At 69.3% G+C, this 15,481-nt stretch carries 12 protein-coding genes and 1 pseudogene; all 13 read left to right on the top strand.

The annotated features are described in order from the left end of the window. The first annotated feature begins 438 nt into the window (after positions 1-438). The 13 genes and pseudogenes from AB4Y35_RS31600 (at position 439) to AB4Y35_RS31540 (ending at position 15,472) form a co-directional block, all read left to right on the top strand. A complete protein-coding gene (locus AB4Y35_RS31600; RefSeq protein WP_368707492.1) occupies positions 439-1,095 on the top strand; it encodes a hypothetical protein in 657 nt (218 codons plus the stop codon). Positions 1,096-1,163: 68 nt separating this feature from the next. After that, the gene (locus AB4Y35_RS31595) at positions 1,164-2,948 is read left to right on the top strand and encodes an AMP-binding protein (RefSeq protein WP_368707555.1); all 1,785 of its coding nucleotides are present in this window, start codon (positions 1,164-1,166) and stop codon (positions 2,946-2,948) included. Continuing rightward, a pseudogene (locus AB4Y35_RS31590) lies at positions 2,945-3,850 on the top strand (acyl-CoA synthetase); the annotation flags it as partial. The gene AB4Y35_RS31595 and the pseudogene AB4Y35_RS31590, both read left to right, overlap by 4 nt. 236 nt (positions 3,851-4,086) lie before the next feature. Continuing rightward, on the top strand, positions 4,087-4,656 hold the full coding sequence (locus AB4Y35_RS31585; RefSeq protein WP_368693982.1) for an outer membrane lipoprotein carrier protein LolA: 570 nt from the start codon (positions 4,087-4,089) through the stop codon (positions 4,654-4,656). Beyond that, on the top strand, positions 4,656-7,199 hold the full coding sequence (locus tag AB4Y35_RS31580; RefSeq protein WP_368707491.1) for an MMPL family transporter: 2,544 nt from the start codon (positions 4,656-4,658) through the stop codon (positions 7,197-7,199). Before AB4Y35_RS31585 ends, AB4Y35_RS31580 begins: the two co-directional genes overlap by 1 nt. Next, positions 7,196-8,056 carry a polysaccharide deacetylase family protein gene (locus tag AB4Y35_RS31575; RefSeq protein ID WP_368707490.1) on the top strand — a complete coding sequence of 287 codons (861 nt, stop codon included), beginning with the start codon at positions 7,196-7,198 and terminating at the stop codon, positions 8,054-8,056. Before AB4Y35_RS31580 ends, AB4Y35_RS31575 begins: the two co-directional genes overlap by 4 nt. Positions 8,057-8,087: 31 nt before the next feature. Continuing rightward, complete coding sequence (locus AB4Y35_RS31570) at positions 8,088-9,293, top strand: beta-ketoacyl-[acyl-carrier-protein] synthase family protein (protein WP_368707489.1); 1,206 nt, start codon at positions 8,088-8,090, stop codon at positions 9,291-9,293. Between the two features lie 5 nt (positions 9,294-9,298). Beyond that, the gene (locus AB4Y35_RS31565; RefSeq protein ID WP_368707488.1) at positions 9,299-10,126 is read left to right on the top strand and encodes a beta-ketoacyl synthase chain length factor; all 828 of its coding nucleotides are present in this window, start codon (positions 9,299-9,301) and stop codon (positions 10,124-10,126) included. Then, positions 10,123-10,641, top strand: coding sequence for a hotdog family protein (locus AB4Y35_RS31560; protein ID WP_368707487.1), 519 nt, complete (start codon positions 10,123-10,125; stop codon positions 10,639-10,641). The genes AB4Y35_RS31565 and AB4Y35_RS31560 overlap by 4 nt, the downstream gene beginning before the upstream one ends. Positions 10,642-10,663: 22 nt before the next feature. Beyond that, positions 10,664-10,957, top strand: a complete 294-nt coding sequence (locus tag AB4Y35_RS31555) for a hypothetical protein (RefSeq protein WP_368707554.1) — start codon at positions 10,664-10,666, stop codon at positions 10,955-10,957. A 285-nt stretch (positions 10,958-11,242) separates the two neighbouring features. Further along, a complete protein-coding gene (locus AB4Y35_RS31550) occupies positions 11,243-13,576 on the top strand; it encodes a putative bifunctional diguanylate cyclase/phosphodiesterase (protein WP_368707486.1) in 2,334 nt (777 codons plus the stop codon). Between the two features lie 124 nt (positions 13,577-13,700). Continuing rightward, positions 13,701-14,666 (top strand): chemotaxis protein, encoded by a 966-nt coding sequence (locus AB4Y35_RS31545; protein ID WP_324146794.1) that lies wholly within the window; start codon positions 13,701-13,703, stop codon positions 14,664-14,666. A 227-nt stretch (positions 14,667-14,893) separates the two neighbouring features. Then, positions 14,894-15,472, top strand: coding sequence for an acetate uptake transporter (locus AB4Y35_RS31540; protein WP_368707485.1), 579 nt, complete (start codon positions 14,894-14,896; stop codon positions 15,470-15,472). Positions 15,473-15,481 lie beyond the last annotated feature (9 nt).

Genomic DNA, 15,481 nt, shown 5'->3' with positions numbered 1-15,481 from the left:
TGAAGGGTATCGGTGCGTATACCGTGCTCCCAGGCGAAAGGGTTACAGAGGGTCGGTGCCAGGCGGCGCGCATTTTTGGGATCGGAACGCGCGAGACGCTTGCACGGCTTCGGGCCTGTCTGGATCGGACAAAAGCCCTGCCTGGCGCGATTCCGAACATTCAGTTACAAACCGGCGTCTGGCAGGACAGGTGATCGGGTCCCGCCAATCTTAAAATGTGCGTGCCCGAACGAGCTTGCAAGAAACCGGCCCGATACTTGCGTTTCTTATGATGTTTCGTGGCGCTTGCCGAACCCTACGATTCACTTACGACTGTACTTGCGATATTTGCCAGATGCCTTCTTCGCTCAGCCAGACCGCCTTGGGTCGCACCGGGGCCAACCGCCCGCCGGCGCCGTGCTCACGGCGCCCCGGCGCGCGCGTGCGCGGAGGCGGGCGATGAGCGCCGTGGCTGCGGCGGCGCGCGTGGCGCTTGGCGTGGCGGCCGTGGCCGCCTGGCAAATCGGCGCGCACTACGCGGTGGCGACGCCCGGCGCGCACGGCTTCGGCCTGGCCATGGCGCTCGTGCCCCCGCTCGCGATCGCGCTGGCCGCCGCCGCGCGCTCGCCGCGCCGGGCGTGGCTGCTGCCGCTGTGGACGCTCGTGGTGCTCGCGCTGTGGTTCATGCGCACGCCGCTTGCTTTGCACTTTGAATGGGGACTGTATCTGGAGCATGTGAGCTTCAACCTCGCGATGGCGCTGCTGTTCGGGCGCACGCTCGCGGCGGGGCGCGTGCCGCTTTGCACGCAGTTCGCGTCGATGATCCACGGCAGCGCGCTACCGCCGGCCGTTGCGCGCTATACGCGCCAGATCACGCTCGCATGGACGCTCTTTTTCGTCGCGATTGCCGGCGTTTCGACGCTGATGTTCGCGGTTGCACCGATCGTCGCGTGGTCGACGTTCGCCAACTATCTGGCCTTGCCGCTGGTGGCGGTGATGTTCGTCGCCGAGCACGCATGCAGGCGTTTCGTGCTGCCCGGCGAGCCGAACGCCGGCATGCTCGACGCGATTCGCGCATGCCGGCAGACGACCCAGGCGCATGCGGAGCATTCCTGATCATGGATGCCGCTCGCCAGCCTGAGTCAAAGCAGGAAACAACGCAGGAATCCGTATTGACTGAAGTTATGCAGACTCATCCGCTCGTTTTTCATACGTCGCCCGACCAGGTCATGGCCTGGCGCGACGGCGCGCCCGTCACGGTGCGCGCGTTCCTCGCCGATGTCACCCGTGTGGCTGCGGCGCTGCCGGCGGGCGGCCACGTGTTCAACGTCTGCCGCGACCGCTACCGCTTTACGGTGGGCCTGTGCGCGGCGCTCGTCTCTGGCCGCATCAGCCTGCTGCCCTCCACGCAGACGCCGGAGACGGTGCGCCAGCTCGCCTCGTTCGCCCCCGATGCGTTCTGCCTGCACGACGCGCCCGATTGCGCGATCGACCTGCCGCGTTTCGCGTATCCCGAAGCCCGGCAGGAAGCCGATGCGCACGCGCCCTTCGTCGTCCCGCAGATCGACGCCTCGCGCGTCGCGGCCTACGTGTTCACCTCGGGCTCCACCGGCGCGCCGGTGCCGCATGGCAAGACCTGGGGCGTGCTGGTGGCGGGCGTGCGCGCCTCGGCCGAGCGGCACGGCCTGCTCGCCGCGCCCGACTGCACGATCGTCGGCACGGTGCCGCCGCAGCACATGTACGGCTTCGAAGTGACCGTGCTGCTGCCGCTGATCGGCGGCTTCGCGTTCAGCAACCGGCTGCCGTTCTATCCCGTCGATATCCGCGACGAACTCGAAGCCGTGCCGCACCCGCGCGTGCTCGTGACCTCGCCGATCCATCTGCGCGCGCTGCTCGCCACCGATCACGCGCTGCCGCCGGCCGAGCTGGTGCTCTCCGCCACCGCGCCGCTTTCGGAAAAGCTCGCGCTCGAAGCGGAAGCCCGCCTCAAGGCGCCGCTCGTCGAGATTTACGGCAGCACCGAAACCGGCCAGATCGCGACGCGCCGCACCGCGAAGGGCGCAACGTGGCAACTGTTCCCGCAGGTTCGCTTCGAAGCGCGCGCAAACGCGGCTGAGGACGACGGAGGCCCGACGATGTGGGTCTCGGGCGGCCACGTGGAAGAACCGGTGCCGATGGGCGACGCCATCGAACCGCTCGACGCGCAGCGTTTCCTGTTGCACGGGCGCAAGGCGGACCTCATCAACATCGCGGGCAAGCGGACCTCGCTCGCCTACCTCAACCATCAGCTCAACGCGATTCCGGGCGTGGTGGACGGCGTGTTCTTCATGCCCGCCCACCTCGAGCACGATGCGCACACGGGCCACGACGTCGTGCAGCGCCTCGTCGCGCTCGTGGTCGCGCCCACGCTTGCGCTCGCCGATCTGCAGCGCGCGCTGCGCGAGCGCATCGATCGCGCGTTTCTGCCACGTCCGCTCCTGTTCGTCGATTCCCTGCCGCGCAACGGCACCGGCAAGCTGCCACACGACGTGCTCGCGGCGTTCGTCGCGCAGCAGATGCGCGGCGGCCTCGCGCCCGCCACGCAGGAAGCGGGCGACGGGTTGGCGAAACCCGCGTCCACGCTTTCGTTCACGATTCCGGCCGATCATCCCGCGCTGCCTGGCCACTTCCCGGGTCACCCGATCGTGCCGGGCGTCGTGCTGCTCGATCACGCCATCGACGCGATCGGCGACGCGCTGAACCGGCCGTTCGAAACGTTCAAGCTCAGCACCGCGAAATTCCTGAGCCCGGCCGCGCCCGGCGAAACGCTCGACCTCGCGTGGGACGCGGCGGCGAGCGGCGCGATCCGCTTCACGCTGCGCGCGGGCGCGCGCGATGTCGCGAGCGGCGTCATCAGCGACGAACCCGCCCCTGCACCCGGCGCTGAGCCGCTCACGCGCGCGAGCGCGCAAACCGGAGCGCGGCCATGACGAAGCGCACGGACTGGGCGAACGAGCAGGAGCGCAGCAACACGCTGCTCCTGCGCATCATGACGTGGCTCTCGCTGCGCCTCGGCCGCCGCGCGGGCCGCGCGCTGCTGCATTTGATCGCGCTGTATTTCGTGCTGTTTTCGCCGCGCGCATGCGCGGCCTCGCGCGACTACCTGCGCCGCGTGCTGGGCCGCCCGGCGCATTGGCGCGACATCTATCGCCACGTGTTTACGTTCGCCTCGACGATCCACGACCGCATCTACCTGGCGAACGCGCGCTTCGACATGTTCGATATCCGCCCGCACGGCCATACGCTCGTGGACGAGACGCTCGCCAAGGGGCGCGGCGTGTTCCTGATGGGCGCGCACCTCGGCAGCTTCGAGATCGTGCGCGCGCTCGGCCGCACGCGGCCCGACCTGCGCGTGGTCGTGACGATGTACGAAGAGAACGCGCAGAAGATCAACGCGACGCTCGCCGCCGTGAATCCCGCGGCGAAGCCCGAAGTGATCGGGCTTGGCCAGGTCGGCTCGATGCTGAAGGTGCACGAGCGTCTCGACCAGAACTGCATGGTGGGCATGCTCGCGGACCGCACGCTGCTCGCCGACGACGCCGCCACCATGCGGCGCATGGCGTTTCTCGGCGAGCCGGCGGCGTTCCCGCTCGGGCCGCTCTACATGGCCGCGATGCTCAAGCGCCCGGTGCTCTTCATGACGGGCCTGTATCGCGGCGGCAATCGCTACGACGTGCACTTCGAAACGCTGGCGGACTTCACCGACGTGCCGCGCGAGGCGCGCCAGCGCGCCATCGACGCGGCGCTCGTGCGCTACGTCGCGCTGCTCGACCGCTATTGCCGCAAGGCGCCGTACAACTGGTTCAACTACTACGACTTCTGGCAGGGCGGCAGGCAGGGCGCGATGGTTGGCACACCGGCATCGGCACCGGCATCGGCGACCGCAAGCGCAGCAGCGCGTGCGCCGGCGCCGGCCCCGGCCCCGGTGCGCCGCCGCGAAACGCGCCCCCATGCCGAGCTTCCCGTGCACGAGGTGACCGACGCATGAGCGCGAACCGCCGTTGCGCAACCTTGCGCGCCCGCTGCCTGCGCGCGCTGGCGAGCGCCGCTTTCATCGCCGCTGCCACCATGACGGCGGCCGCGCCTGGCGTGCCGGCACAGGCTGCCGAAACCGCGCAGCCCGCCTGGACGCTCGACCGCCTGATGTCCACGCTCGCGCAGCACAAGTCCGGCCGCGCGAGCTTCACCGAGACGAAGTACCTCTCGATCGCCACGCAGCCCGTGGAGTCATCGGGCGAACTCGTGTTCGTCGCGCCCGATCATCTGGAAAAGATCACGCAGAACCCCAAGCCCGAGCACCTCGTGGTGGACGGCGACATGCTGACCGTGCAGCGCGAGAACCACAAATACACGCTGGCGCTCGCGCGCTATCCCGAGCTGGGCGCGTTCATCGAGAGCATTCGTGCGACGCTCGCGGGCAACCGCTTCGCGCTGGAGCAGGTGTACAAGGTCGCGCTCACGGGTGAGGGCGACGACTGGACGCTCACGCTCACGCCGCTCGACTCGCGCATGCGCAAGGTGGTGAACACCATCACGATAGACGGCACGCGCGACGCGATGCGCAGCGTCGCGATCCAGCAGGCGGACGGCGATCATTCGGTGATGCGCCTGCACGCCCTTTCCGCGGACGCGAACTGATGGACCCGCGCGCCCATCCGGTCCTTGCGCGCGGCTTCGCGCTCGTGCAGCGCCGCGCCGTCGCGGTGTGGCTGCTGTGCCTCGTCGCGTGCGCGGTGGCGATCGGCCGCGCGAATTTCACCGCCGATCTCTCGGCGTTTCTGCCGCGCTCGCCGAGCCCCACGCAGCAAGTGCTCGTCGATCAACTGCGCGACGGGCTGGCGTCCCGGCTCATTCTGATCGGCATCGACGGCGGCTACGAGAGCACGCGCGCGGAGCTTTCGCGCCGCGTGGCGGCGAGCTTGCGCGCCGACCCGCAATTCGTGGCGATTCACAACGGCTCGGGCCAGAACGACGCGCGCGACGAGCAGTTCATGTTCGCGCACCGCTATGTGCTGAGTCCGGCGGTCACGCCGCAACACTTCTCGGAACAGGGGTTGCACGAAGCACTGGGCGAGAGCCTCGATCTGCTGACCTCATCGGCGGGCCTCGTTGCCAAGGACCTGCTGCCGCGCGACCCGACGGGCGAAGTGGCCGCGATGGTCGGCCAGCTCGACAGCGCGGCGCAGCCTGCGAGCCGCGGCGGCGTATGGGCCTCGCGCGACGGCCGGCGCGCCGTGCTGGTGGCGCAAACGGCGGCCGCCGGCTCCGACACCGACGCCCAGTCGCACGCCATCGACGCCGTGCGCGCCGCCTTTGCCGCCGCCACGCACAGCTTGCCCAATGCTTCGGCCTACCAGGTATTGTTGACGGGGCCGGGCGTGTTCGGGGTCGCCACGCGCGACGCCATTCGCCACGACGTCGAACGCCTCTCCACCCTGAGCCTCGTGCTGATCGTCGCGCTGCTGCTCACGCTGTACCGTTCGCCGCGCACGCTGGGGCTCGGCCTCTTGCCGGTGTTCTCGGGCGTGGCGGCGGGCATTGCCACGGTTTCGCTCGTGTTCGGCTCGGTGCATGGCTTGACGCTCGGCTTCGGCACGACGCTGATGGGCGAGGCGGTGGACTACTCGATCTACCTGTTCGTGCAGTCGTCGCAGGGCGGCCCCCGCGGCGCGCCGCAGGGCCGCGAGACGATGCGGGCCTGGCTCGCCGCTTACTGGCCGACCATCCGCCTTGGCGTGCTGACCTCGGTGTGCGGCTTCGCGACGATGCTGTTCTCGGGCTTCCCCGGCCTCGTGCAACTCGGGCTCTATTCGATCGCGGGCCTCGTGAGCGCCGCGCTCGTCACGCGCTTCGTGCTGCCGCAGCTGTGCGGCGGCGCAGTCGCGATTCGCGATGTGTCGCGCATCGGCGCGGCGCTCGCGCGCCTCGCGCACGCCGCGCCGCGCCTGCGCTGGCCGCTCGCGGCGCTCGTGCTCGCCGCGCTGGCGTCGCTCTGGCTGCATCGCGACGACCTCTGGAGCCACGAGCTTTCTTCCCTGAGCCCCGTGCCCGCCGCGAGCCAGGCGCTCGACACGCGTCTGCGCGCGGACGTAGGCGCGCCCGATGTGCGCTATCTCGTGGTGATTCCGGCCGCGAACGAGCAGGCCGCGCTCGAAGGCGCGGAGAAGGTTGGCGCACAGTTGCAGCCGCTCGTCGAGCGTGGCGTGCTGGGCGGCTTCGAGAGCCCCGCGCGCTACCTGCCGAGCGACGCCACCCAGCGTGCGCGCCTCGCGAGCCTGCCCGCAAAGGACGTGCTCACGGCGCGCCTGCAGGAGGCGATCAAGAACCAGCCGGTGGACGTGAGGCCCGACGCTTTCGCGCCGTTCCTCGCCGACGTCGAGGCGGCACGCAATGCGCCGCTCGTCACGCGCGCGGATCTCAAGGGCACGTCGATGGCGCTCGCCGTCGACGCGCTCCTGACCCAGCGCGACGGCCAATGGAGCGCCATGCTCGCCCTGCGCGCGCCGCGCAATGCACAGAGCGCACAGGCCGCGAATACGCCGAGCCTCAACGCCGGTTCCGTGAGCGACGCCGTCGCCCGCGCGGACGTGCCGGGTGCACTCTTCGTCGACCTGAAGGCCGAAGCCGACCGCATGTACGTGGACTACGTGCACGAAGACATTCGCCTCTCGCTCGCGGGTTTCGTCGTCATCGTCGTGCTGCTGGTGTTCTCGCTGCGCTCGTTCTCGCGCGCGGCGCGTGCGCTCGCGCCGCTCGTCGCGGCGGTGCTGGTCGTGGCGGCGGGATTCGCGCTGGCGGGCGTATCGCTCACCATCCTGCACCTGGTCGGCATGCTGCTGATCGTCGCGGTGGGCTCGAACTATGCGTTGTTCTTCTGCAAGCGCGACGACGCAGCGGGCATCACGCCGCGCACGCTCGTCTCGCTGCTCGTCGCCAATCTCGCGACGGTGGCGGGCTTCGGCCTGCTCTCGCTGTCTCATGTGCCGCTGCTCGAAACGTTCGGGCTGACGGTCGGCCCGGGCGCGATGCTCGCGCTCGTGTTCGCGGCGATTCTCGCGCCGCCGCTCGTGCACAGCAGCGCCGAGGCGCACGTGAGCGCCGATACCCGCGACGAGCGGCGGCCCGCTCGCCCGCGTAGCGAACGCGCGCAGATGACCCACCCGCACGGAGGCCGCGCATGAACTCGGCTTCGTTGCGCGCTACGCATGTGACGCCCGCGTCCGCCACGGCGCGCCGCTGGAAGCCGTCGCCCTACATTTACGGCGCGGCGGCGTTGCACGCGGGCGCGGCCGCCGCCGTGGTCGCACAGCCGCACGCGTGGCCGTGGGCCGCGGGCAGCGTGGTTGCCTCGCATCTCGCGCTGACCGCCGCGGGTCTGTGGCCGCGCAGCGCGCTGCTCGGCCCGAACTGGACGCGCCTGCCCGAACACGCGGCGCAGCGCATCGCGCTCACCATCGACGATGGTCCGGACCCCGAAGTGACGCCGCGCGTGCTCGACCTGCTGGACCATTTCGATGCGCGCGCAACGTTCTTCTGCATCGGCGATCTGGCGCGCCGCTACCCGCATCTGGTCGAAGCGATCGTGGCGCGCGGCCATGCCGTCGAGAACCATAGCCAGCGCCATCGGCATACGTTTTCGCTCTCGGGGCCGCTCGTGATGAGGCGCGAGATCGCGGCGGCGCAGCGCACGCTCACCGAAATCGCGGGTACGCCGCCGCGCTTTTTCCGCGCACCGGCGGGCCTGCGCAATCCGTTCCTCGAGCCGGTGCTGTGCGGTCTCGGCCTGCACCTCGCGAGCTGGACGCGGCGCGGCTTCGACACCTGCGCGAAAGAGGCCGGCACGGTCACGCACCGTTTGCTCGATGGCCTCGCTGCGCGTGACATCCTGCTCGTGCACGACGGCCACGCGGCGCGCGACGCGCGCGGCAAGCCGCTCGTGCTCGACGTGCTGCCGCCGCTCCTGCGCGCCGCCGCCGAACGCCAGCTGCAGTGGACCACGCTGCGCGCGTGCCTCGACGGCGAAGCCGGTCAACCCTGATTCCACCGCTGCGCCAAACGGAACGACTGACGTGAAACCACTGATCCTTTCGCATTTCACCGCTACCAGCTGCCTCGGGCGCGGGCTCGACGCGACGCTCGACGCGCTGCGCGGCAAGCGCGGGGGCCTCGCGCGCTGCGACTTCGCGCGCGCGGACCTCGATACGTGGATCGGCGAAGTGGCGGGCCTCGAAAGCGAGACGCTGCGCGCCGATCTCGCGGACTACGCGTGCCGCAACCACCGTCTCGCGCAGATCGGCTTCACGCAGGACGGTTTCGCCGAACACATCGAGGCCGCCGTCGCGCGCTATGGCGCCGAGCGGGTGGGCGTGTTCGTCGGCACCAGCACTTCGGGCATTCTCGAAACCGAAAACGCCTACCGGCAACGCGACCTGGAAAGCGGCGCGCTCAAGCCTGGCTTTCACTATGCGCAGACGCACAACCCGTTCGCGCTGGCCTCGTTCGTGCGCGCGTACTTCGGCCTGCGCGGCCCGGCCACGTCGATTTCTTCGGCCTGCTCTTCAGGCGCGAAGGTGTTCGGCTCCGCGCGCCGCATGATCGAGGCGGGGTTGATCGACGCGGCCGTAGTGGGCGGCGTCGATTCGCTCTGCCTGACGACGTTGTACGGTTTCAACTCGCTTGAACTGCTGTCGCGCGATCCGTGCCGCCCGTTCGACGTGAACCGCAATGGCATTTCGATCGGCGAGGCCGCGGCGTTCGCCTTCCTCGAGCGCACGCCGGACACGCTGGACGACGACGCGATCCTGCTGCTCGGCGTGGGCGAATCGAGCGACGCGCATCACATGTCGTCGCCGCATCCCGACGGGCTCGGCGCGCGCGCCGCGATGGCGCAGGCGCTTTCCACCGCGGGCGTGGCCGCCGGCGAAATCGGCTACATCAATCTGCATGGCACGGCCACGCCGAGCAACGACGTCGCCGAAAGCCGCGCGATCAACGCGCTGTTCGAGCGCACGCCGTGCAGTTCGACCAAGGGCGCGACGGGGCATACGCTCGGCGCGGCGGGCGCGCTCGAGGCCGTGATCGCGGCGCTCGCGCTGCGTCATCGCTTCGTGCCCGCCGGCGTCAACACCACGCAGCCCGACGCCGCGCTCGGCCTCGACTACGTGCTGGAAAGCCGCGAGGCGCAAGTCGGCGCCGCGCTGAGCAATTCATTCGGGTTTGGCGGCACGAACTGCAGCCTCCTGTTCGGCCGCGCGGACCGCGCACATCACGGATGACCGCCATGAGACTTTCCGCATTCATCGAAAGCGTCGGCGTGATCGGCCCGGGTCTCGCCAACTGGCCGCAGACGGCCGACGTGCTCGCCGCGCGCACGTCCTACGCGAGCGCACGCACGGTGCTGCCGCCGCCGGAAGGGCTGCCGGCGGCAGAGCGCCGCCGCACCGGGGCCGTCGTCAAGACCGCGCTCGCCGTGGGCCACGAAGCCGTCGCGGCGAGCGGCCGCGATGCGACGACGCTCGCCGCCGTGTTCGCGGCCTCGGGTGGAGATGGTCAGAACTGCCACATAATCTGCGACGCGCTGGCCGGCGACGACCGCCTGCTTTCGCCCACGCGATTTCACAACTCGGTGCACAACGCGCCCGCGGGCTACTGGAGCATCGCGACGCGCGACCGGGCCGCATCGAACGTGCTGTGCGCGCACGACGGCAGCTTCGCGGCGGGGCTGCTCGAAAGCGCGTGCCAGGTGGCCGTGGATGGCGTACCCACCTTGCTGATCGCCTACGACGCCGACTATCCCGAGCCGCTGCACGCGTTGCGGCCCGTGGCCGATGCATTCGGCGTGGCGCTCGTGCTCGCGCCGCAGGCGAGCGCGGCGACGCTCGCGCGCTTGGACATGACGCTCACCGAAGCGCTGGCGACGCCGCTCGCCTCGCCCGAACTCGAAGCGCTGCGCACGAACAATCCCGCCGCGCGCGTGCTGCCGCTGCTCGAAGCGCTCGCGTGCATGGACACATCCGGCCGGCCTGCGAGCGTGGTCATCGACTACATGCCCGAGTTGCGCGTGCAAATCGACGTCACGCCCCTGGACGCCTCTGGAGAGGGGGCATGACGACGCAAGCCACCCTGCCGGCTACGCTCGCGGACGTGATCGCGAACACCGCGCCGGGCGCGCCGCTCGACCGCGCGTGGATCGCGGCGCGCATCCCGCACAGCGGCGCGATGTGCCTGCTCGACGCGGTGCAGGCGTGGGACGAAACGCGCATCCGCTGCGTGGCGACCAGCCATCGCGATCCGCACAACCCGCTGCGCTCGCGCGGCCGCCTCGCGGCGGTGTGCGGCGTGGAGTACGCGGCGCAGGCCATGGCAGTGCATGGCGCGTTGCTCGGCGCACTGGATGGCGCAGCCGCGGGGCGCCCGCGCGTGGGTTTTCTGGCGAGCGTGCGCAGCGTGGTGGCGCATGTCGAGCGCCTCGACACGCTCGCCGCGCCGCTCGCGATCGAAGCCGAGCGCGTGAGCGGCAGCGGCAATACGATACTCTATGGTTTTACGGTGCGCGGCGCGGGCCGCGTGCTGCTTACGGGACGCGCGGCGGTCATGCTCGACGCGTCCGCAGTCATTCGATGACAATAGAAAAGGGAGCCCGATGATGAAATCCAAACGGTTCATACTTGCCGCGCTCGTGCTGGGCATGGCCAGCTCGATGGCGCACGCCGACCTTCACGAAGTGAAGGAGAACATCAAGCACGACTCGAAGGAAGCGGCCACGAAAACCGGCCACGCCGCACGCGACTTCGGCCACGCCACCGCGCACGCGGCGAAGACGGTGGGCCACGGCATCGCGCATGCGTCGCGTGAAGGCTACGAGGCCACCAAGCGCGCGACCAAGCGCGTGTTCCACAAGGACGGCAGCGGCGAAAGCAGCGACAAGAGCCAGGCGTAAGGTGATTTTTGCTATGTGCCGGCGCGCGTAGTCGTTTACCCTCGCCCCCACCCACGCGCCGCACATGCCCGCCCACCCGGCGCGCCTTCCCGTCCGCGCCCTGTTAACCGGCTCGCCGCCGGCTTCCCAACGCTTCAAGAATCGCGCCGCCCCTGCCGTTAACACAGGGGCGGCGCAATCGCTCGCCTGACGGCGGGCGGTTTGCCGCGCACCACACTAGAGATCGAGCCGGCCGCGGGCGCTACCTGCACCACACGCACCGCGGCAACAAGAGGGGAAGAAGGTATGGTCTATTCCCAAGCGGCGGGAGCGTTCGGCGCAGCGGGATCAGGGGGCGGTCAGTCGGAGGTGTCGAAAGAATCGGACGGGGCAACCAGCGGCGCCGCGAGCGGAACAGATGCGGCGCTCGCCCAGGAACGCAGCGTATTGCGGCTGGTCTCGCGCAGCATGCCGCTGCCGGAACTACTCGCGGAGGTCTGCTGCCGCGCCGGGCGGCTGCTGGGCGCGGGCGCGAACTGCGCGGTCCTGCAACTCGATGCCGACGGCCAGCGCCTGCGCATCGGCAGCGCGCCGTCCTTGCCGGCGCAGTATCACGCCGCGTTCGACGGCACGCCGGTCGGTTCCGGCACGAGCCCGTCCGGCACGGCGATCGCCGAGCGGCGCACGGTGTGCGTGGAGGACTACGAACTCGCGTACGAGTGGGGCGAGTACCGCCGCATCGCGCTCGACAGCGGCCTGCGCGCGGTCTGGACCACGCCGCTCGACGACGACCACGGCGGCGTGCTGGGCGCGCTCGCCGTGTACCAGAGCCGGCCCTGGCGGCCCAGCGCGGCCGAGGAGGCGCTGCTGTGCGACATCGCCCGCAGCGTCGCGGCCATGCTCAACCAGCAGACCATGGCCGAGCGTCTCGCGCTCAGCGAGGAGCACCATCGCCTCGTAGTCGACCACCTCAACGAAGGCATCGTGATGCAGGCCCGCGACGACACCGTGCTCGCCTGCAACCGCAGCGCGCGGCGTCTCCTGCGCCTGCCCGAGGACGCCATCGGGCTGAGCATCATGAAGGTGATTCCGCGCGTGCTCGACGAAAGCGGCAAGCCCCTGCCCGTCTCGAAGCGCCCGAGCATGAAGGCGCTCGAAACGGGCAAGCCGGTGCTCGGCGAGACGGTCGGCCTCGAACTCGCGGATGGCGAGATCGTCTGGGTGAGCGAGAACGTGCTGCCGATCTTCCGGCCCGGCGAAAGCGAGCCGATCTCCGTGGTGGTCTCGTTCACGGACATCGGGCCCGTGCGCGAGGCGCAGCAGCAATTGCGCTACCTCGCCACGCGCGACGCGCTCACGGGCCTGTACAACCGCACCTTCCTCGCCGAGCGCATGCATGCGATGCTGGAGCGCGCCACGTGTTCGGCGAAGCCGGCGCTGCTCTTCGTCGATCTCGACGGCTTCAAGAAGGTCAATGACACGGGCGGCCACGAAGCCGGCGACTCGCTGCTGCTCGACGTGGGGCGGCGCCTCACCGGCTGCGTGAGCGAGGCCGACACGCTCGCGCGCGTGGGCGGCGACGAGTTCGTGATAGCGGTGTGCTGCTACAAAAGCGTGGACGAACTCGTCGCGCTCGCGCAGCGCGTGCTCGGCGCGCTTGCCGCGCCATTCGCGGTGGCGGGCAATGAGTACTACCTGGGCGCCTCGATCGGCATCAGCCTCTATCCCGACGATGGCCGCAGCGCCGCCGCGCTCATGCGCAACGCCGACTCGGCCATGTACGCGGCCAAGCAGCGCGGCACCAACCAGTTCCAGTTCTTCACGACCGAGTTACGCCAGCGCCTGCAGCGCCGCTTCCAGATCGAGCGGGGGCTGCGTCGCGCGCTCGCTTCGGGCGAACTGCGCCTCGTCTATCAGCCGATCGTGGATGGCGAAAGCGGCCGCATGATCGGCGCGGAGGCGCTGCTGCGCTGGGAGAGCGAGGAGCTGGGCCAGGTCTCGCCGGTGGAGTTCATCCCCGTGGCCGAGGACACCGGCATGATCATCCCGATCGGCCAGTGGGTGCTCGAGCACGCGTGCCGCCAGGCCGCGCAGTGGCGGCGCCTCTTCGCGCCCGACTTCGTCATGGCGGTCAACTTCTCGCCGCGCCAGATCGCGGACGGGCTGGTCGAGCAGGTGGAGGGGTGCCTCGCGCGCACGGGGCTCGCGCCCGATGCCCTCGAAGTGGAGATCACCGAAGGCATTCTCATGAGCGACAGCCAGAGCGTGCTGCCTCTCCTGCATGCGCTGAACGCCATTGGCGTGCGCATTTCGGTGGACGACTTCGGCACCGGCTACTCGTCGCTCGCGTATCTGAAGCGTTTTCCGCTGCATCACCTGAAGGTCGATCGCACGTTCGTGGCGGGCCTGCCCGACAACCGCGACTCGGTGGCGATCACCCAGGCCGTCGTGGCGATGGCGCATTCGCTCGGCATGCGCGTGACCGCCGAAGGCGTGGAAACGCCCGAGCAGGCGTCGTTTCTGCGCTCGCTGCGTTGCGAGCGGCAGCAGGGCTACCTGTTCGGCAGGCCGGTGAGCGCCCAGGCCTGCGCGGCGCTGCTGCGCGAGCATGCCGCCGGCCGCGTGCGCGAGGGCGTGTGAGCGTCCTGATCCGGCACGGTCGTGCGGGAGCGGCAGGCTCAAGATTTCCCGCGCCAGGCCGTAGACGTTGGCAGGGAGCGGATGCCGGACGCATCGCGCCACACGTAAAGGACACGAGAGAATCATGGATAGCGGCTTCGCAATCGACGAACGAACCCGCCTGACGAGCACGAACCAGTTCGAGCTGCTGCTTTTCCGTCTCGGCGCGGCGCCGGGCAGCGAGGTTGGCGAAGTCTTCGGCATCAACGTTTTCAAGGTACGGGAAATCCTCAGCATGCCGGCGATCACGCCGATCGCGGCGTCGTCCCCCTACGTACTCGGCGCGGCGAACATCCGCGGCCAGGTGATGCCCGTGATCGATCTGCCGCGGCTCATGGGCTGCGAGCCGGCCACGGGCCTGAACATCCTGCTGGTGACCGAATTCGCGCGCTCCACCCAGGGCTTCGCGCTCGAAAGCGTGGACGAGATCGTGCGGCTCGAATGGAGCCAGGTGCTGACCGCCGACGTCACGATGGGCAACCGCGTGACGAGCATTGCGCGGCTCGAGAACGACCCCGAGAGCAAGAAGCTCGTGCAGGTGGTGGACGTGGAGCAGGTGCTGCGCGACGTGTTTCCGGCGCAGCACGGCGCGGTCGTGCCGGAAGACGTGGGCGAGCCCGCGATGATTCCGCCGGGCGCAAAGGTGCTGGCCGCCGACGACTCGGGTTTCGCGCGCGAGCTGATCGGCCAGAGCCTCAAGGCGCTCGGCGTGGAATACACGATGGCGAAGACGGGCCTCGAAGCGTGGAAGCAGCTCGACGCAATCGCGACGAGCGCGGAACGCGACGGCGTGCGCGCGAAGGATCGCATCGCGCTCGTGCTGACCGACCTCGAAATGCCGGAGATGGATGGCTTCACGCTGACGCGCAAGATCAAGGCGGACCCGCGCACCGTGGATATCCCCGTGGTGATTCATTCATCGCTCACGGGCACCGCGAACGAAGCGCATGTGAAGAACGCAGGCGCGAGCGGCTATGTGGCGAAATTCGCCGCCGGCGACCTCGCGGGTGCGATTCGCAGCGCGCTGGCCGGCAAGCCCATTTACGCCTGATTTCATCAGCTGATGTTCGCGCCGGTGCGCAATGTGCCGGCGCGCCTCCCAATCCGATTCCTCATACCTGTGCCCGCCAGGCATGCCATATGCGCGCTATCCAGCGCCACATTGTCGGCATAAATATCACGTTGTGATATGTTGCCTATAATGACTTGGCGGCTGCACTTATTTTGCGCGCTTGTGGCCATGTCGATGGCCGACTGTCTGCGCGAGGAGGAGGGATCATGGGTGGCAATCTTTCCAACCCGGCACCGCTAGGCCTTGCCGGATTTGCATTCACCACGTGGATGCTAAGCATGATCAACGCGGGCTGGTACAGCGCCGATTCGATGGGCCTCGTGCTCGCGCTCGCGTTCGCGTTCGGCGGCACGGCGCAGATGATCGCCGGCGTGATGGAGTTCCCGCGCGGCAACACGCTCGGCACCGTGGCGTTCCTGAGCTACGGCGCGTTCTGGTGGTCCTTTGCGCTGTTCGTGGGTTTCCTGGGTACGAAGGTGCCCGAGTCGTTCGTCGGCTGGTATCTGCTCGTCTGGGGCGTGTTCACCTTTTATATGTGGATTGGCTCCATGCATACGAGCACCTCGGTCCAGCTCGTGTTTCTCGCACTCTGGATTACCTACGGACTGCTTGCGATCGGCATCTGGACCGGCATGTCGATGATCACGCGTCTGGGCGGCTATACAGGCCTCATTACCGCTGTCCTCGCGTTCTACGCCTCCGCGGCCATGGTGATCAACGAGAGCTTTGGGCGCATCGTGCTGCCCACGCATCCCTACGTCGCGCCGCAGCCGCGTGCGGCTTGAGTGTTCCCG

The organism is Paraburkholderia sp. EG286A, assembly GCF_040965375.1.
In the GTDB taxonomy this organism is placed as follows: Bacteria; Pseudomonadota; Gammaproteobacteria; order Burkholderiales; family Burkholderiaceae; genus Paraburkholderia.
The sequence above is the reverse complement of the archived record's forward strand: the minus strand, read 5'-3'. Positions and strand labels throughout refer to the sequence as shown.